Here is a 17,823-nt window from a genome sequence, read left to right on the forward strand (position 1 = left end):
CAACCATGAATACAAATTTTGGACTTTTACCTGCCTGTTTAAGTTGTGTACAAATACACTGGTTTTCAATTCATTGTTTAAATAGACGTCGCGTTCTGAATTTCATTTATACGTCAATAAAAATGGCTTCTGACAACTTCATATGACCCAGATTGCAATTAATTAAGCTCTCACAAAATAAAAAGCTGAGCACCATCAGGGATGGTGCTCAGACAAAACCGAGCTTTTGAGCTTCGTTACTTGCGTGACCGCTCAACGATTTTCAGCTGCTTTGATTGCTTTTCTAGCAAGCCTTCCGGCAGCACCTTTGGCATCAGCATTTTTGATTTGTTCAAGGTTGACTGGTTCACCCACAATGATCACACCACCCATACCGGCACCCCAGTGTGGAACACATTTGTATAAGTAAATTCCGTCTTGCGTAAAAGTGCGATCATAATTTTTACCAATTTCCGACTCCCAGTGCTCCGCTCCCTCAGGAATCAGACCTTCAAGTGATTTTGTGTTGTGAGTAGGCATATTCCGCCAGGAAACAGTATCCCCATTGTCGATAGTGACCACCAAAGGCATGAACTTAAGTCCTTGGGCCTTCACAGTGTGTGTTTCTGCCTCAGCAGACTGCGCAGTCACAGGCAACATCAAGGCGAGGAAAAAAGTGAACACGCTATTTTTAACAAAGTGAATCGCTTTTGATGTTTCAAACATATTAAGCCTCCTCTTGGATCTAAGTCATAAGTCATTCCCAAAGTCACCGTAACATGAACTCATAAGGCAAAAAAATAACTAAAGCATCCTAAATGGGTGGAAAATTCAGTTTGATTAAATGCCTCTGAATCAAACCAATCAGATTTTTTAATTTTTATTTAATAACGATCTCTTATGATGATCAGTTAATTTTGCTTATCGCTATCCATCAAAGATTATTCAGCGTTTATTGCAGTTCAAAACGGCGCCAAACAAATCAACTAAACTTAAGAAATGAAAACATCAATAAAAACCTTCCCCCACAAACATACTGGTATACGACGACTCATTTTTGCTTTTTATTACTCCATGAAGGGGCTTATGGCTGGCCTTCGATATGAAGCGGCATTTCGGCAGGAATTTTTGTTATTTGCTGCAGTCATACCCATCGTTTTTTTGCTTGATTTCACTGTCACTGAACGGCTCGCCCTGATTGGTAGCGTGCTGGCAGTTATGGTGGTGGAACTGGTCAACTCCGCTATCGAATGCACCCTGGACCGCGTCAGCATCGAGATGCATCCCCTGGCAGGACGAGCCAAGGACTACGGCTCTCTGGCTGTTCTAATTACTTTAATGTTTGCTATCGCTGTATGGGCGTCACTAATCTTGCCAAAACTGATTAATTGAAAATATGAAACGTAATATTCTGTCTCTTCTCGGGCCTTATGCAATTCTTCTCAAAATTCTACTGACGGGGTTAGTAGTCCTTTCCCTGTCGCGCTGGGCATTGGTTGCCTGGCAGTGGGATCGCGTTAGCGAAGCTATCAGCCTGTGGGATATGTTTGTTCAGGGCATCAGAGCCGATCTCATCATCATGGGCATGCTCATCGCCCCATTGGCCTTGGTGATGCCTATCCTGGTCAATAAAATTGGCTGGCCGCTGTGGCAGAAACTGGTCTGGCTCTGGGGTATCGTGATTGTTGTGTTGCTGGTGTTCATGGAATCGGCGACGCCAGCCTTTATTATGCAATACGATCTGCGGCCCAATCGTCTCTTCGTCGAATACCTCAATTATCCGAAAGAGGTGTTCTCGACATTGTGGGAAGGGTTCAGAATACCGCTGATTCTGGGGGTCTCACTCACCATTTTCGCCGGCTGGCTGGCAAACAAAGTGCTTCGCCGCTGGCAGGCGAATGAACAGCTTAACTGGCCTTTCTGGAAAGTCTGGCTCGCCTGGCCGCTGCTTGTGCTGCTTCTGGTTGTCATGATCCGATCAACATTCGGCCACCGTCCGGCAAATCCCGCCATGTTTGCGATTACTTCTGACGCCATGGTCAACAGTCTGGTGATTAACTCCAGCTGGTCAGTGTATTTTGCCATTTACAACATGCAGCACGAGGCCGAGGCCAGTGAGGTCTATGGCACGATGACCGATGATGCCATCATGAAAGAGATGGATGAAAACTATCCCTGGCTCAATAGCAATCCCGATGCGCCCTTCCCCACGCTTAACAAGCGGCCTGCACCGGTTGAACGGGACAAACCGCTTAATCTGGTCATTATTCTTGAAGAAAGCCTGGGGGCAACTTTTGTCGATTCATTGGGCGGTGAATATGCGGTGACCCCTGAGCTTGAAAAACTGAAAAAGCAGGGTTGGTGGTTTGAGCAACTTTATGCGACCGGCACCCGCTCTGTGAGGGGCATTGAAGCCACCATCAGCGGATTCTTACCCACCCCAGCCAGAAGTGTTGTCAAGCTGTCACTATCACAGCAGAACTTTTTCACCATCGCTGATTTGCTGAGTCAAAAAGGCTACCAAACTGAGTTTATCTATGGCGGCGAATCGCACTTCGATAATATGGCTAACTTCTTTATCGGTAACGGTTTCCAGTCTGTCATCGATCAGGATGACTATGAAAACCCGGTTTTTGAAGGAAGCTGGGGCGTGTCAGATGAAGATTTATTCAATAAAGCCCATGAGAGAATTCAGCAGGCCGAGCAATCTGAAGAACCTTACTTTGGTTTGGTATTTACTTCCAGCAATCACTCACCTTACGAGTTTCCTGATGGCCGTATCGATCTTCATGTACCGGAAAAACAAACCGATCTGAATGCCGTCAAGTATGCGGATTATGCACTGGGCCAATTTTTCAAAAAAGCCAGGCAGAGTGACTATTGGGACAATACCCTGTTCCTTGTTATCGCTGACCATGATCTGAATGTATACGGTGATGCCCTTGTGCCCATCGAACGATTCCAAATTCCGGGGCTTATTATGGGTGCAGATATTCAGCCAAAACGGATTAAAACCGTCGCCAGTCAAATCGATATGGCACCGACATTATTATCTTTAATGGGAATCAGTGCAGAAACACCGATGATTGGTCGTGACTTGAGTCGTCCTGAAGAACAACAATCTCAAGGCAGAGCGCTGATGCAGTTCGCGGATTATTTTGCGCTGCTACAAGGAGAAAAAGTCACTGTGCTCCGTCCGCAAAAAGAGGCGCTTGCTGGGCATTACTCTCCCGAAGTTCGACAATTGGAAATCACCGGGCCTGCCGATGACGAGGACGCCCATGAGGCCCTCGCGCATGTGCTGTTACCCTCATGGTTATACCGGGAACAACGCTATGATATGCCTTTGGGACACCCGCTGCACAAGAAGCAAACTGAGACTCCTGCACTAGAATAACGCTATCCTGGAGTCTAGTTTCCAAGTCTGCGCCCATTCTCCAATGACAGTTGTGGGCCATGGTGACGGATTTTGCTTTGCTGTTTTTGCTGCACTCGCATGCCTGGCTGTTAAACTTGCTGGCTCTAATCCATTTCAACCCTCCCCCCACTTCTGAACCAAGGTCAGCAGATGTTTCGTAAAACCAAGTTGAAAATTGTTTATTACCTCAACGCGGCCTTGATTATCTTGCTGGTTGGCTATCAGATCTACCTGAACCTCTCAGACACAAAATATGCTTCACTGCATCTGTCACAGATTGCTGACATTCAGGCACGTCTCGAAGGAAAAAATGCATTTCAATTTATTGTCGCTGGCAATATCAATAATTCCACAAGCATTTTCCAGAAACAGTTTATTCCCGAACTGAACCAGTCAGAAGCAGCGTTTCTGATTTCTGCAGGTAATGCCGTCAGCGACGGTGCCGAAGAGAACTATCGCTCCTTAATCAAAATGCTGGCTGGTTTGCAAATGCCCTGGCTGCTCACTTATGGGGAGAATGAAGATAGTGATTTTGGCGATTTTCGTTTCTTTGAGCACTTCGGCCCGCCATTTTTTTCCTTCAATGCTGCCGACAGCCATTTCATTTTTCTTGATAACACAGGTAATACCCCCTACCAGTGGCAACTTGACTGGCTGGACCAGGAATTAAGCCATTCCCAGGCACGGAATCGGTTTGTCTTTCTTGGCCTGCCGGTCCACCCACAACTGGAAAACACCTCGGCATTTACCAAGGATAATTATTTCAACAATGTCGAGATAGGCGAGCAATTACACACGCTATTTGAGAAACATCAGGTTGATGTGGTCTTCTCTGCCAATCTGGCTCTTTATGCCGAACAGACAATTGATGGCGTTCGTTATGTCACGACCGGAGGCGCTGGCGGTGTCATTGTTGATGACGAAAACAGCTTTCATCATTACACCATGGTTGATGTTTCGGCTGGCGAAATCAATATTGCGCCTGTACGCCCCAGCATCAGCCAATCCTCTCTCCATAGAACGCTGAGCAGTATATGGTCAGCTATCTACACCTTTTTTTATGTCAGTTTTTCACGGTTTCTCGTCGTGGTCAGTCTATTGATATTAGTCGGCCTTAAACTACGCGAAATTATCTATGAGGAGCGTGACTTTTATACCCACTTCACCATTGATGACACGCAGTACCGAAATAAACCCAAGCAGATTGCTTTCTTTACGAATAATTATTTCCCTTTTATTTCAGGCGTCACTATTTCAATTGAACGACTGGCTCGCGGCCTGCGTGACCGTGGAAACCAAGTCCATATTTTTGCGCCTGACTATGCCGAGGAGAAAGAGTCCGAATCAAACTGTACCAGGGTAAAAACCCTGTTTGCCTTCGGTAACAAGGGTGAGTTCAGACTCACTAATCCATTTCAGACATCTATCAGGAAAAATTTTCAACGTTTCGCCGCTGATCTCATCCACGTGCACCACCCATTCTGGCTGGGCTCGGTCGGCTTATGGCTGGCAAGAAGACATCATAAGCCGATTATTTACACCTACCACACCCGTTTGGAAATGTATGCCCATTATGTGCCGCTGCCCGGGGCACTATTCCGTAATGTTATTTCTCATCTGGTTGTTCGACGATTTTGCAATAAATGTGATGGCGTCGTCGTGCCTACTTACTCCACTGAAGAGTATCTGCGTTTGATTGGTGTGAAAAGCCGGATTTGTGTGCAGCCTACTGGAGTTGATTTTGAGCGTTTTAATGTCCCTCACAAATTAAAGCCTTTGGCACTCAAACAAAAGCTTGGAATTGATAATGAACTGGTCCTAATCACTGTCTCCCGTCTTGGCAGAGAGAAGAATATAAAATTTCTGATTGATGCTATAGCCAGTCTGGAATCAGATACCCATAGCAAGATACGCCTGCTGATTGCCGGTGAGGGTGATGACCGTCAGTATCTGGAAAACCGGATTGCGAACCTGGCTATGCATAACACCATCCAACTGGTTGGTGCCGTGACACCAGAAGATATTCCCGCCTATTATCAAATGGCAGACATCTTTGTTTTTGCCTCCAAGTCCGAAACCCAGGGTATGGTGGTCCTAGAAGCGATGTCTGCCGGCTTGCCCGTGGTTGCTATCCGTTCCAGTGGTATAGATGATGTGATCGTGGACGGACGAACCGGTTTCAAAACATTGGATAATATTGAAAAATGGACCGCTAAACTCGAGTTGCTGATTAAAGATGAGAATATGCGTGCCACATTCTCTGAGCACGCACTGGAATTTGCTAGGCAGCATGACACAGCAGTGTTTGCCGAGAACATGGATCATTTTTACAGTGAAGTCATGGTAAGCTATTACCAGCAAGACAAATAATGTAATGCTTCTATAAAGTTAACGCCCCAGACGTTTCGTCAGCCAGAGCAGGAAGCCGAAAAATAAAGCAATCAGTAGAATGGCGACAAAAAAAGCAGACCATGAAATATTCTGGTCAGAAACCAGCAACCTGCCTAACTGACCGCCAAATGCTATGACAACAACCAGCCCAGGCAACAAGCCAATAGAAGATCCCACCATATAGCGCCTGAAATCAAGCTTGAATGCACCTGCCAGCATATTGGTCATGGTAAAAGGCGCAATAGGAAGCAAGTTAATAATCACCATACTTTTGAAACTATTGTTTTGAATAAAGCTTTCTGCACGACGCACAACCGCACCACCGTGTTTTTCTATGCTTTCACGCCCTACACAATGTCCCAAAACATAACTTGCCGCTGAAGACATCAGCGAGCCCAGTAAAGCACAAAATATCGCCCATTCAGTCTGGAACAGCATGCCCGTAGTCACAACTAGTAACGTGAGGGGAAACATCACTGCAAGTAGCACAGTGTAGAGCAAACAGATAATTAACAATCCCCACAGGGAATACTCGAACTGTTGTGCGCCTTTTGCCAGCTTCAGAACTGAGGCATTACTAATATAGCCCGCATCAATCAAATACCGCCAAAGCAATGTCATAACAAGCAGTGCAATAAAAATCAGGAGGCTACGTTTAATAGATTGTGGCATCGATTCTTTAAATTTATAGAGTGAGGATGTTTTTTTACTGAAAAAGCCTTTTGAGGCAGCCACTTAGTACCAGCATCAAAAGATTAAGGTTCGCTTTGATCTGCGACGCCTATAGTCCAAATCTGGTATTGTACTGTCCGCGTCAAATGTACTGCCCATACATTTGGCTAACAACTCCCCTTTTCTAAAGATAGGCAAGACGAAATTTGTGACTATTTTACATACTATCTTGTTGGGACTCATCCAGGGCATCACTGAATTTCTACCCATTTCAACTTCCGCTCATTATTATGGCCCTGGCTGCCATTCATTTCTCTCTGAAATGGCTAAATCTTTTCGGCATGTGGCCTTGTGTCCTATAGGGCATCCGTCTGGGCTACCGTAATTTATTTTTTATTTATTAAATAAGGAGAAACTATGACGCTTGCTCTGCTCGCCATTCTGGGCGGTTTTATGTTGCTGGTTTGGAGTGCAGACCGCTTTGTGGAAGGTGCCGCTGCTACTGCGAACCATGCCGGAATGCCTCCCTTGTTAATTGGCATGGTGATTGTCGGTTTTGGTACTTCGGCACCGGAAATGGTGGTATCCGCAATGGCAGCCCTTGATGGTAATCCGGATTTAGCGTTAGGCAATGGTATTGGTTCAAATATCGTTAATACTGGACTAGTGCTCGGTTTCACCGCACTGCTTACGCCACTGGCTGTGCACTCTAAAATAGTTCGTCGTGAACTGCCCTTGTTGATAGTGATTGGATTGTTGGCTGGCGCTGTATTCTGGAACGGTAGTTTTAGTCGCCCTGAAGCCATTTTATTGCTGATTGGTTTTTTTGCCCTCATAGGGTGGTCCATCTTTTCCGCTATTCGAGGCCATGGTGACGCACTCGAGCAGGAAACAGAGCAGGAGTTGGCAGCCTATCAAATGTCACTCGCTAAGGCTATGTTCTGGCTGGTGATAGGTTTGTTGCTTCTAATCGGCAGCTCTCGTCTGCTGGTGTGGGGTGCCGTCACTACCGCCCAAGCGCTTGGGGTCAGTGATCTAATCATTGGTCTGACAATTGTTGCACTTGGGACTTCACTCCCCGAACTTGCCGCTTCGGTGATTGCTGCACGCAAAGGTGAACATGACATAGCGATAGGTAATGTAGTCGGTTCCAACATGTTTAATCTACTCGCGGTTGTGGGGATTGCGGGTGTTATCAGCCCCATTCAGCAACTTACATCGGAGATCATGACTCGAGACTGGCCAGTTATGATGGGATTGACCTTTGTCCTATTCTTTATTGCTTTTGGTTTCCGTCAACAAGGCCGCATTAATCGTGTTGAAGGTGGAATATTGCTGCTTCTATTTGCAGCCTACAATGCCTGGTTAATTACTAGCGTGCTCACTTCATGACCATCATGCTCAGTACACCGACACTTCTTTATGGCTATGGTTTGATTGAATGACATGTCATTATTGATAACTATCCACTTTATATAAAGTCGACTCATAGACATCGGTTAATACCCATCAAGCAGTATCTATCTGCCTACCCTAATCCGTCTCCTGATAATGAATTGGAAAGTGTGTTTGGGATATTGAAATCGTATCTCTGATACAGTTGAACGGATTCTTATTATGGCTTCAAGCCAACTTAATTTAATAAGCCAGAAAGACAATGATGTACTTTACAAGATGCCTATTAAAAGTTGCTGACTTAAAATTCAAAGAGACATACTTGCCCATTAGGTGAGAGCAAAAGCGTCAGTTATCGAATGGGTAAGTATGTAGGGCTTAGACCTGAAAATGGGAATTTTCAGTTTTAAGCCCTGTAGTCAGCCATACTTTTCTTGGCATCTTGATATTTGTTTCAAAGTGAGCCTTGGCTTGCCGCTTTCTGTCAAATATCAGCTCCCTATTCACAGCCAGCCTCAATAATTGTGAGCTGAATAACATGGCTCAAGCCAGCTTTTCACTATGCTGAAGGCAACTTAATTTCAGTGGTTGCTGACCATGACGCCGAAGACATCACTTGAATATCAGAAGCTAGCTAAACACTTTTTGGCAACCAAAATTCAGGGGGATCTTGGCATTGATAATATCAAGTCAGCTCTGATTGAACTCGCCTCTCATTACCGCCCGGCATATTGGCGTCGTCTCCGCTGTGCTATTAAACATGCCTTATTCCTCGCTGGTAAAAAAGAGGCGGCAAATATCATTGGTAACCTCGAAAATCCATTAACCAAAAAAAATACAGGTAATAGCAAAGACATAAAACCAAAGCAAAAGCGCATCAAGTCTGTGTCATTTGATGAACACATACATCTGATGAAGCACTTCAGAGCTCGCTGTGATGCCTCCATGCTTGGTGCACTTCAAATTGCCTGGCTGGTTGGGTGTAGGCCTGCAGAAATGCCCTACATTCGCCTTCATGACAACTGTACGGTGTTTATACCCAGCGCCAAAAAAACCGCCGATGGCAAGCGAGGTTTGGACCGGACCATTTCACTCAACCAAAAGTCATATGATCTTCTTCGTCATTCTATCGCCCTCTTGCACCAAGAGTTGGACTCGATGACGAAAGATCATGTGAAAGGTATGCATCGTATTCAGAGACGACTTCAAACAGCGACCAGTAAACTCTGGCCAAAAAAACGATACAACATCACCCTGTATTCATACCGCCATCAGATGGGAAGCGAGCTTAAGGCTTCAGGAATGTCTCGTGAAGCTATTGCATTGATTATGGGCCATCAAGGTATTAATTCGATCGACAAATACGGTGACCGGCGACTGGGAACCGGCAGAGTCCTTCCCGTTCCTTCTTATAACCTTACTCAAAAGGCCTCAGCTTCAAGTCTTTCAATCTGAGGCAAGTAGGCAATAAAAGCCTTTGCTTTATACCGCTGGTAATCATCAGCACTAGCGGCACAAACATCATTAATAAACAAACCGAAACGACATCAACTTGAAAAAAGATGGACCGCGATAATCGTCATTGTGCTACATTGACTGCTACAAAAACTGCTACAAAGAGTATTTATTTAAAAATTTGGACAGTTAGGAATTTTGTTTAATATCAATAACTTGAACAAATAGTAAGTTGCTATCGTGTGTGAGTGTGTGTTCGATTCCCACCCTCGGTACCAAATTCCTTGCTGGTCTACGTAGCACTCTTTATGAGTCTCGATAACGCTCGACTTTGATTGATTCCAGCAGGCTCATGGGACTGAAGGGCTTGACGAAATAAGCATCTGCACCAGCTTCACCACCGACCCTGATATCTTCTGCCTGGCCTTTGGCGCTGAGTAAGATAATTTTGATATGCGCCGTTTTAGGGTTAGCTTTAAGTCGACGGCATACATCCACACCATCCATTTCCCCCGGCATCATAATGTCCAGAATTATTACATCCGGTTCAATTTCCGCCACCATCGACAAGGCTTCATTGGCATCCGTCGCCTCAAACAACTCGAAGTCGCTGAACTCCAGTGTCATTTTTAATAGTTCACGCAGCGTGTCATGATCATCGACGATCAATAATTTTTGTTTTTCAGCCATGTGCTTTCAGCTCCACCTTGCTGTCCGCCGTGGGGATCCACAACGTCACTTGAGTGCCCTGCCCTAACTGACTGGTAATCTCCATATGACCATTATGCAGCGAGATAATCTCACTGGTCAGTGCCATACCCAGTCCGGTTCCCGGTATTGCCCCTGCGTTGTCTGCACGGTAGAACTTTTCACCGACATGTGCGAGTTGTTCTTCATTCATACCAATTCCTTGATCAGTGACCCGGATACCGAACCAGTCAGCCCCATCCTCCTGGTCTTGCTGCAGCACCGTATCGACGATCACAATACCTCCCTCCTGAGAGTATTTGTAAGCATTGCTGAGAATATTCATCAACGCCTGTTTGAGCTTATTTGCATCAAACCAGATAGGTGCCCAGGGAGTTTCATCAGGTTGATAGATGAGCTGACACTGTTTATCTCCGCCGGCAATGAGTTCACAGCATTCGCTTACCACCGTGGCTGCTGATCCCTTTTCCAGCTTCAGCACACCATCACTGCGGGCTTCAATCCTGGCAATGTCCAGCAAGTCATCAACAAGGTGTTTAAGATTTTGTGACTGCCGATTGATGGTTTCTGCAACAAACCGGGTTTTTTCCTGATCGTATTCATTCATTATCAGTAATTCACTGAACCCCATCACACTTGCCAGTGGGGTCCTCAGTTCATGTGCTGCTGTGGTCAGAAATTCACTCTTCATTCGATCAACTTCACTTTCATGGGTGATATCACGCAGGTAATAGACTTCCGAAAATGTCTGCCGATCAGGGCTTTCAACTTGTTTACGGATGCAACGAAGAATTTTGAATTCCGGTGTGTGGACACGAAAATCAGACAGATCAATCAGGCTATCCAGCCACTTAACATCGGCGTGCACACGTTTGTCCAGCATACTCACTAATAGCGCTTCGAACTCTCTGACTGGCTTACCACACAGGTTTTTGGCGCCTGCGCCCAGAATGCTAATCAATGCCGGATTAGTGTAGGTAATCCGTTTGTTTGATGAGACCAGCAAAATCCCATCCGGACTCAGGTTTATCGCTTCATATTTTTCCCGGATCTGCCACATCATGTGTTCAAATGCTCTGCCGGTAGAAGCAATTTCATCATTGCCTTCCAACGGCAGAACAAAGTCGTCGTCACCGGCGGCGAACCGGTTCGATGCATGCTCCAGTAACTGAATTCGCCGGGCGATCCTGCCTGCCAGGATCCAGGTAACAAGCAATGCGATGAGGGTCATTACAATGGCCGCGGTGGCAAGCTTACGACTGGCCTCCAGCAACAATGCCCGTTCCTCATTAATCGAAAAACTCAGCAGCGCTTTACCTACGGTTGTGCCCTCGACCTCGAACGGATAAACAACATCAAAAAAACCATCCCGGGCATTCATCAGGTTGCTGTCAGCCCTGAATACACGCTCGGGATAATCAGCGCTACGCAGCTCGATCAGCGGTTTGTCGTATGAATAAACCTGAATATAATCAACTTGTTCCATAGCGAGGATCGAGGATGCGCCATCGTTAACTGCCGGCAGGTTCTCCGACAATACGTTTGGCTTGAGGGTGGTTCTAATCAGCTCCGTGAGACTTTCAGTCTGTACCAGAAACTGTTTGCTGAGCGAGCTGACGAGGATCTTCTGGCTGGTGAAGTACACCACCAGGAGAAAGACCATAAAAAGCAGGAAGGTGAGACCCAGCGTCTTGAGGCGGAAAGATCCTGTCACTCTTTGCTTCATCCCCTCCTCCTATTCCGAGGTTTTTTCGCCCGTCCTGACAATGTCCCTGACTGATTTCACCTCTACCTGTGAAGCCTGCTCAGTTTTTTGGCTATCTGTCATCATTGAGTCGAGCGCCTCGGTCAGCCTGTCCCGTACTTGCCTGGAAGTGGCCTGAGGGTATGTGATTATGTAGCTATGCTTGTTGCTGGTGCGCCAGAGTATGCTGAACTGCTCATCGTTCTGGTCAAGCTCAGTGACCGGGACCAAGCCAGCCACATGCAGCTTTTCTGAGATGGACTGGAGGATTTTGTCATAGGACAGCAGATTGTCTCTCAAAGCAGTGACACCACTGGCAGAGAGAAACTGATCCAGCGCTTTCACGTTGACTGCTTTTTCATCCTGTTTGACCGCCAGCAGGCCCCCTTCCAGTTCGGCAATCCCCGCTATGCCCGGTCCGGTGACCAATGCCATTTCATTACTTCCCTGGCTGGTTGTCAGCTCGGCCAGGTAGGAAAGCTGATGTTTCTTCCTGAAAATGGTAAAAAGATACTGATCAGTGATTACCAGATCATATTCACCGGCAGTCAGGCGCTGGTTGAACTCGAGTAAATCCGGTGCAGTGGCGAATCGAAGTGCAATACCGCTTTTTGTCTCAAGCTCTTCCAGGAAAGGGATCCAGAATTCCGCCAGCGAGATGCTGTTCTCACCATTAGGGGATATGCCGATTTTTAATGGTGCCGCGGTGGCCGAGAGCGCCGGCACAAACAGGGCTATCAGCCCCAGCACCAGAAAAAAATGTAACGATCTATTCATTAATCCCTCTTCAATCAGCACATACTCGAATCATCAAAATAACTCTCTGATACGATGCTTATAATTGATACCCACCCGGTGCCTGAATCCACTCCGGGGCTGTCACAGCTGATTGAAAAAGAAATATCCATATTCCTTTCCTTCAAAGCATTTGCTGATCTTGACGCTATCAGGAAGCTGGTTCCATCTGGGAATCAGCTACAGGTCTAGATTCTGCTTTAAAAGTAGAAATATGACAAGATTACAACGGTTTAAAAACGGAAATTAGTGAATAAAGTCTCAGATTTCATCAGACCTCAATGTTCACATGCTCCTTAACCAGACGTTGGATCCGGGCAAAAGGAATCGGTTTTTCTTCAACAAGGACGTTATCCGGCAGTTCATAATTCTGGTGAATTTCCTCCTTGTTAAGGCCTGTCACAACAACGATCTGACAGTGATCCATATCCGGATTTTGCTGGATGATTTTGATCATGTGGCCACCGTCCATACGTGGCATACGCAGATCAGTGATAATAATGTCAGGTTTCTTGGAGCCGATTTGCAGCAAGGCATCGTAGCCATCATGGGCCAGGAAAACTTCTGTTTTAGGGGTTTGCCAGCTTTCAATCTGCATCTGGTACAGTTTGAGCAGGTCTTTATCGTCGTCAACTATCATCACTCTGACGGCATCACCTGTAGCCCTTTCCGCTTTGGCTGCTGAATCAGCTGCTTCCAGAGACGCTTTATCAGGCCTGCCTTTGCCAAGTTCACGAGCCAGTCTGTCCACTTCCTGTGCGGTGATGCGACGATGTCCACCCAGTGTTTTAGTCACTTTAATCATGCCACTGTCTGCCCACATCTGTATGGTTCTCGGTGTGACACCGAAAATCTTGGCGACTTTGGTTGTGGTGTAGAGTTGCTCTTCCATAATTTAATGTCTACCTTAAAATCTTGCTCGCAACATTTTATATAACTTGCCAGCCCAATGCTTTAAAAAGAATAAGAATTATACGCCCGCAAACAAATTATTTTCTGTTTTTTCTGAATAAGCCCGAGCCAGTTCACAGATCAATGTCACGAGATACCATATGCATACAGGTCACTCCGTCAGAAGAATGTGAATGCTGAACAATTATGACGATGATTTGGCTGCCATCGTTTTTAATCACTTCGGTGATATCGTCTACTGCAACAATCCTGCTGTCGCACTTCTTGAGGGAAGTCATATCAAGCTGATTTCATCCAAGCAAATCCGGTTAATCACACTCAGCCTGATAAACAGATTGATAACTGCCCCCGATCATTTTCCACACATCCAATCTGCATTTTCTCTGCCACCTTCATCAGCTACACATTACTAAGACTGGTTCAACCGAACACTCATGAGGTCTCGAAACCACGACTTTCCTTTTTCCGGCGCCAATTCTCCTACAAATCGTAGGAGTATATCAAATTAAGATGCCAAATCAGACAGTTGCACCCAGTAGCAAACGATTTTCAGCCTCGGCTTTGCTAATAGGTCTGACTCGCGTAAGCTGGAACTCATAAGGATTTTCTGTCCGGAGGAAACGTTTATGGAGGCGACTTTTCATTCATTGGAAAATCTGTTCCTGCAACTTGGTCTGGATAATGACCCGGCCGCGATTGATGCTTTCATAAGAGAAAACAAACTGGAAGCGGATGAAGCATTGGAAGATGCCCCTTTCTGGACGCCCAGTCAGGCCGCTTTTATCCAGGAATGCCTGACCGACGATTCTGACTGGGCAGAGGTGGTCGATCAACTTAACGTTTTACTTCATGAGTGACGTCACCCCACGGCCTGAACTGACGCTCTGGGGGCAGCAAACCGATGCGGCCCTGCACCATTTCCGGGTGGGTCAGGAAACACTGCCCGAAGTGATGATCCATGCCTACGGCCAGCTCAAATTTTGTGCGGCGGATACCCACCTGAAGCAGGGCAGACTGGAACAGACGATTGCTGAAGCAATCAAACAGGCTGCCCGACAATTGTTCACTGGGGAGTTGGATAATCAGTTTCCGCTTTCACTCTGGCAGTCCGGTTCAGGAACACAATCGCACATGAATGTTAACGAAGTGTTGGCAACCCTCGCTACTCAGGCACTTGAAGGCAGGCAACGCGTTCATCCCAATGATCATTGTAATCTCGGTCAGTCGACCAATGACAGCTTCCCCACCGCACTGCATATTGCCTGTGTCACCCTGCTGAAAAAGGGGCTGCTACCCACACTTCAGCAACTCATACAACAGTTTGAATTGCTGGCGGGGCGCTGGCAGCACATACTGAAAACCGGCAGAACCCACCTGCAGGATGCAACGCCGCTATCACTGGGCCAGGAATTTTCTGCCTATGCCGCGCAACTGAGTCAGTCTGAGCAGCGGCTGACGGCAAATCTGCCTGAATTACTGTCATTAACGATGGGTGGCACTGCCGTCGGAACCGGCATCAATACCCGATCCGATTTTGCGGCCACATTCTGTGCCGGGCTCAATGATCTGACCGGCTTCGAATTCACACCCTGCGATAACTTTTTCGCAGCCCAGGCCTGTCATGATGCCATAGTTCAGCTCTCTGGCAGCCTCAATACGCTGGCCAGCAGTCTAAACAAGATTGCCAGCGATCTGCGCCTGATGGCTTCCGGACCCCGCTGTGGACTGGGTGAACTGACATTACCCGCTAATGAACCCGGCTCCTCCATCATGCCGGGTAAAGTAAACCCTTCTCAGTGCGAAATGCTTAATATGGTTTGCGCCCAGATCATGGGGAATCACCAGACCATTACCATCGCCAATGCCCAGGGACAGTTTCAGCTCAATACCTTTAAACCGGTCATAGCGCTCAATATCATTCAGTCTCTGGAATTGTTGACGGATGCCTTATCCAGCTTTGATGAGTTCTGTGTGAGTGGCATTGAAGCGAATGAAACGCAACTACAGACAACCATGTCACAAAGCCTGATGCTTGCCACCGCACTGACACCGCATCTGGGTTATGACAAGGTTAGTGAAATCGTTGATTACGCCAGCAAACAGAAGCTCAGCCTCCGACAGGCCGTGATCGATCTTCAGGCGATGAGCGCTGAGGACTATGACAGACTCATCCGTCCCGAGGAAATGATTACCCCACGCCAGAACCGCTAGCCATTGCCTTTCCTGTCACTCAGCGATCTCATGGCATCAAGTAACTCGACTGGCAATGGGAAAACAATTGTCGAGGATTTATCCCCGGCAATATCAGTCAGCGTCTGCAGATAACGCAATTGAAGTGACTGCGGTTGTTTTGCCAGGATCTCGGCGGCCTGTTGCAGTTTTTCGGATGCCTGTAACTCCCCTTCAGCATGAATCACTTTGGCACGACGGCTACGTTCTGCCTCCGCCTGCTTGGCAATCGCACGAATCATGCTCTCATCCAGATCAACATGTTTAATTTCGACATTGGCCACCTTGATACCCCAGGCATCGGTCTGGGAATCCAGAATGGACTGAATATCGTTATTCAGCTTATCGCGCTCTGACAGCATTTCATCCAGTTCATGTTGACCCAGAACCGACCTGAGCGTCGTTTGGGCTAACTGGCTGGTGGCATCGTAGTATTGTTCAACCTGAATAATCGCTTTTTGCGGATCAATTACCCGGAAATAGACAACCGCATTCACATGAACTGAAACGTTATCCTGAGAAATGACATCCTGGGTAGGCACATCCATAACAATGGTTCGTAAATCCACCCTCACCATTTGCTGGATAAACGGAATGATGATGATAAAACCGGGGCCTTTCACCTTGTAAAAACGGCCCAGCAGGAAGACCACGCCACGTTCATATTCCCGTAAAATCCTTACAGCACTGATCAAAAGCGCGATGATGGCTATCGCCACAACCGCCATAAATTGTAAAGTCATGTTGTCTCCTCCTCTTTTCCCATCGCTTCGACTTCCAGCGTCAATCCTTCCATGGCTTTTACTATCGCCTTGTCACCCTTTTGCAATGGTGTGCGGGTTGTTGCCGTCCAACGTTCGCTATGAATCAATACCTTGCCCCGTTCATTGAAACTTTCATCAGCCACACAGACCGCCCCTATCATCTCCTCACGGCCGGAGACAATGGGATGATGGCGGTTACGCAGTACCATGCCCAGCGCCATCAGAAAGAAAGCTACAGTGGACACTGTCACCCCGGCAATCACCCCGATATTGACGCCATAACCTGGCAATTCGGTATCAATAAGCATGACCGAGCCGGCGACGAAAGCCGCCACACCACCCAGTCCGAGCACACCGAAGCTGGGCTGGAAGGCCTCAGCTACCATCAAGGCGATCCCCAGCAGCATCAGGGCCAGGCCGGCATAATTAATCGGCAGGATCTGAAAAGAAAACAGGGCCAGCAATAGGCAAATGGAACCAATAGTGCCCGGCACAATGGCTCCGGGGTTGGCAAATTCAAATATCAGCCCGTAGATACCGATCATCATCAGAATGTAGGCAATATTCGGATTGGTAATGATCTCCAGCACCTTATTGCGCCAGTCTGGCAGAATTTCGTGCAGTGTCACCGACTTGGTTTCTAATGTTGTTTCACTGCCAAGCACATTCACTTTTCTGCCGTCGAGTTGCTGGAGCAGGTCACGTTGATTATCCGCGAGAATATCGATCACATTTTGCTTAAGTGCCGCCTCTGCAGTCAGACTGGCCGCGTCACGCACGGCTTTTTCTGCCCATTCGGCGTTGCGCCCTCGAAGCTCAGCCAATCCTTTGATATAGGCCACGGCATCATTTACTACCTTGCGCGTCATCGCGTCGTCATCTTTAGCTGTTTGTTTTTCGGCGTCCTGATTATTGTCTTTTTCCGAATCCGGTAGCGGCGATTTCTCCTCTCCCGGTGAAAAGCCCGGTGCCACCTGCACCGGCGTGGCAGCACCAAGATTGGTGGCCGGCGTCATTGCCGCAACATGACTGGCATAAAGCAGATAGGTACCAGCACTGGCAGCCCGGGCCCCCCCCGGTGTCACATAGGTAACCACTGGAACAGGTGAGGAGATGATTTGTTTGATCATGTCCCGCATAGACAAATCCAGCCCACCCGGGGTATCCAGCCTGACCAGCATAAAGGCGGCATTGGCCTCAACAGCCTGCTCGAGTGAACGGGAAAAATAGTCTGCTGTGGCGGGACTGATGACACCATCAATGTCGATGATGAATGCCTTTTGCGATTGTGCAGCAGCCGGGGTCAGGGGCCCGGTAAAGCTCAGTATCAGACTGATCAACAACAGCCATAATCGCATCAT

15 protein-coding genes are annotated in these 17,823 nt (G+C 47.2%); 7 read left to right on the forward strand and 8 right to left on the reverse strand.

The genetic code is table 11. The annotated features are described in order from the left end of the window. Window positions 1–252: 252 nt before the first annotated feature. Window positions 253–705, reverse strand: coding sequence for a plastocyanin/azurin family copper-binding protein (locus FH755_RS06055; protein WP_292439628.1), 453 nt, complete (start codon window positions 703–705; stop codon window positions 253–255). Window positions 706–1,053: 348 nt separating this feature from the next. On the opposite strand from FH755_RS06055, the gene FH755_RS06060 reads away from it, so the two are divergent. From FH755_RS06060 to FH755_RS06070, 3 genes are all read left to right on the forward strand, one after another. Beyond that, a complete protein-coding gene (locus tag FH755_RS06060) occupies window positions 1,054–1,371 on the forward strand; it encodes a diacylglycerol kinase (RefSeq protein ID WP_292439710.1) in 318 nt (105 codons plus the stop codon). A gap of 4 nt (window positions 1,372–1,375) precedes the next feature. Next, window positions 1,376–3,376, forward strand: a complete 2,001-nt coding sequence (locus tag FH755_RS06065) for an LTA synthase family protein (RefSeq protein ID WP_292439631.1) — start codon at window positions 1,376–1,378, stop codon at window positions 3,374–3,376. Between the two features lie 171 nt (window positions 3,377–3,547). Next, complete coding sequence (locus FH755_RS06070; protein ID WP_292439633.1) at window positions 3,548–5,767, forward strand: glycosyltransferase; 2,220 nt, start codon at window positions 3,548–3,550, stop codon at window positions 5,765–5,767. Between the two features lie 18 nt (window positions 5,768–5,785). Here FH755_RS06070 and FH755_RS06075 read toward each other — a convergent pair whose 3' ends face one another. Further along, window positions 5,786–6,523, reverse strand: coding sequence for a VTT domain-containing protein (locus tag FH755_RS06075; RefSeq protein WP_292439635.1), 738 nt, complete (start codon window positions 6,521–6,523; stop codon window positions 5,786–5,788). A gap of 354 nt (window positions 6,524–6,877) precedes the next feature. Between FH755_RS06075 and FH755_RS06080 the strand changes: the two genes are divergently transcribed. Further along, entirely contained in the window at window positions 6,878–7,852 is a 975-nt protein-coding gene (locus FH755_RS06080) for a calcium/sodium antiporter (protein ID WP_292439637.1), read from the forward strand. A 600-nt stretch (window positions 7,853–8,452) separates the two neighbouring features. Then, window positions 8,453–9,310: a tyrosine-type recombinase/integrase gene (locus FH755_RS06085; RefSeq protein ID WP_292439639.1), complete on the forward strand. Its 858-nt coding sequence runs from the start codon at window positions 8,453–8,455 to the stop codon at window positions 9,308–9,310. Between the two features lie 306 nt (window positions 9,311–9,616). Here the strand turns inward: FH755_RS06085 and FH755_RS06090 are convergent, their stop codons facing one another. The 4 genes from FH755_RS06090 to FH755_RS06105 all read right to left on the reverse strand — a co-directional run bounded on the left by FH755_RS06090 (window position 9,617) and on the right by FH755_RS06105 (window position 13,449). Further along, window positions 9,617–10,000, reverse strand: coding sequence for a response regulator (locus tag FH755_RS06090; RefSeq protein WP_292439641.1), 384 nt, complete (start codon window positions 9,998–10,000; stop codon window positions 9,617–9,619). Beyond that, window positions 9,993–11,744, reverse strand: coding sequence for an ATP-binding protein (locus FH755_RS06095; protein WP_292439643.1), 1,752 nt, complete (start codon window positions 11,742–11,744; stop codon window positions 9,993–9,995). Before FH755_RS06095 ends, FH755_RS06090 begins: the two co-directional genes overlap by 8 nt. Window positions 11,745–11,753: 9 nt before the next feature. After that, the gene (locus FH755_RS06100; protein WP_292439645.1) at window positions 11,754–12,539 is read right to left on the reverse strand and encodes a PhnD/SsuA/transferrin family substrate-binding protein; all 786 of its coding nucleotides are present in this window, start codon (window positions 12,537–12,539) and stop codon (window positions 11,754–11,756) included. A gap of 289 nt (window positions 12,540–12,828) precedes the next feature. Continuing rightward, window positions 12,829–13,449 (reverse strand): response regulator, encoded by a 621-nt coding sequence (locus tag FH755_RS06105; protein WP_292439647.1) that lies wholly within the window; start codon window positions 13,447–13,449, stop codon window positions 12,829–12,831. Window positions 13,450–14,095: 646 nt separating this feature from the next. On the opposite strand from FH755_RS06105, the gene FH755_RS06110 reads away from it, so the two are divergent. Together FH755_RS06110 and FH755_RS06115 are read left to right on the forward strand one after the other, a co-directional pair. Continuing rightward, window positions 14,096–14,326, forward strand: a complete 231-nt coding sequence (locus tag FH755_RS06110) for a DUF2789 domain-containing protein (RefSeq protein WP_292439649.1) — start codon at window positions 14,096–14,098, stop codon at window positions 14,324–14,326. Then, a complete protein-coding gene (locus FH755_RS06115) occupies window positions 14,319–15,680 on the forward strand; it encodes a class II fumarate hydratase (protein WP_292439652.1) in 1,362 nt (453 codons plus the stop codon). Before FH755_RS06110 ends, FH755_RS06115 begins: the two co-directional genes overlap by 8 nt. On the opposite strand, the gene FH755_RS06120 is transcribed toward FH755_RS06115, so the two are convergent. After that, window positions 15,677–16,441 (reverse strand): slipin family protein, encoded by a 765-nt coding sequence (locus tag FH755_RS06120; protein ID WP_292439654.1) that lies wholly within the window; start codon window positions 16,439–16,441, stop codon window positions 15,677–15,679. The two genes, FH755_RS06115 and FH755_RS06120, sit on opposite strands and share 4 nt — an antisense overlap. Then, a complete protein-coding gene (locus tag FH755_RS06125; protein ID WP_292439655.1) occupies window positions 16,438–17,823 on the reverse strand; it encodes a nodulation protein NfeD in 1,386 nt (461 codons plus the stop codon). Before FH755_RS06125 ends, FH755_RS06120 begins: the two co-directional genes overlap by 4 nt.

This window comes from Methylophaga sp., assembly GCF_009711715.1.
Taxonomy (GTDB): Bacteria; Pseudomonadota; Gammaproteobacteria; order Nitrosococcales; family Methylophagaceae; genus Methylophaga.

What these genes read in the sequence shown, in the direction of transcription:
- FH755_RS06055 (WP_292439628.1), bottom strand. Translation starts at nt 705, where the DNA reads ATGTTTGAAACATCAAAAGCGATTCACTTTGTTAAAAATAGCGTGTTC.
- FH755_RS06060 (WP_292439710.1), top strand. Translation starts at nt 1,054, where the DNA reads ATGAAGGGGCTTATGGCTGGCCTTCGATATGAAGCGGCATTTCGGCAG.
- FH755_RS06065 (WP_292439631.1), top strand. Translation starts at nt 1,376, where the DNA reads ATGAAACGTAATATTCTGTCTCTTCTCGGGCCTTATGCAATTCTTCTC.
- FH755_RS06070 (WP_292439633.1), top strand. Translation starts at nt 3,548, where the DNA reads ATGTTTCGTAAAACCAAGTTGAAAATTGTTTATTACCTCAACGCGGCC.
- FH755_RS06080 (WP_292439637.1), top strand. Translation starts at nt 6,878, where the DNA reads ATGACGCTTGCTCTGCTCGCCATTCTGGGCGGTTTTATGTTGCTGGTT.
- FH755_RS06085 (WP_292439639.1), top strand. Translation starts at nt 8,453, where the DNA reads ATGACGCCGAAGACATCACTTGAATATCAGAAGCTAGCTAAACACTTT.
- FH755_RS06090 (WP_292439641.1), bottom strand. Translation starts at nt 10,000, where the DNA reads ATGGCTGAAAAACAAAAATTATTGATCGTCGATGATCATGACACGCTG.
- FH755_RS06095 (WP_292439643.1), bottom strand. Translation starts at nt 11,744, where the DNA reads ATGAAGCAAAGAGTGACAGGATCTTTCCGCCTCAAGACGCTGGGTCTC.
- FH755_RS06100 (WP_292439645.1), bottom strand. Translation starts at nt 12,539, where the DNA reads ATGAATAGATCGTTACATTTTTTTCTGGTGCTGGGGCTGATAGCCCTG.
- FH755_RS06105 (WP_292439647.1), bottom strand. Translation starts at nt 13,449, where the DNA reads ATGGAAGAGCAACTCTACACCACAACCAAAGTCGCCAAGATTTTCGGT.
- FH755_RS06110 (WP_292439649.1), top strand. Translation starts at nt 14,096, where the DNA reads ATGGAGGCGACTTTTCATTCATTGGAAAATCTGTTCCTGCAACTTGGT.
- FH755_RS06115 (WP_292439652.1), top strand. Translation starts at nt 14,319, where the DNA reads ATGAGTGACGTCACCCCACGGCCTGAACTGACGCTCTGGGGGCAGCAA.
- FH755_RS06120 (WP_292439654.1), bottom strand. Translation starts at nt 16,441, where the DNA reads ATGACTTTACAATTTATGGCGGTTGTGGCGATAGCCATCATCGCGCTT.
- FH755_RS06125 (WP_292439655.1), bottom strand. Translation starts at nt 17,823, where the DNA reads ATGATGCGATTATGGCTGTTGTTGATCAGTCTGATACTGAGCTTTACC.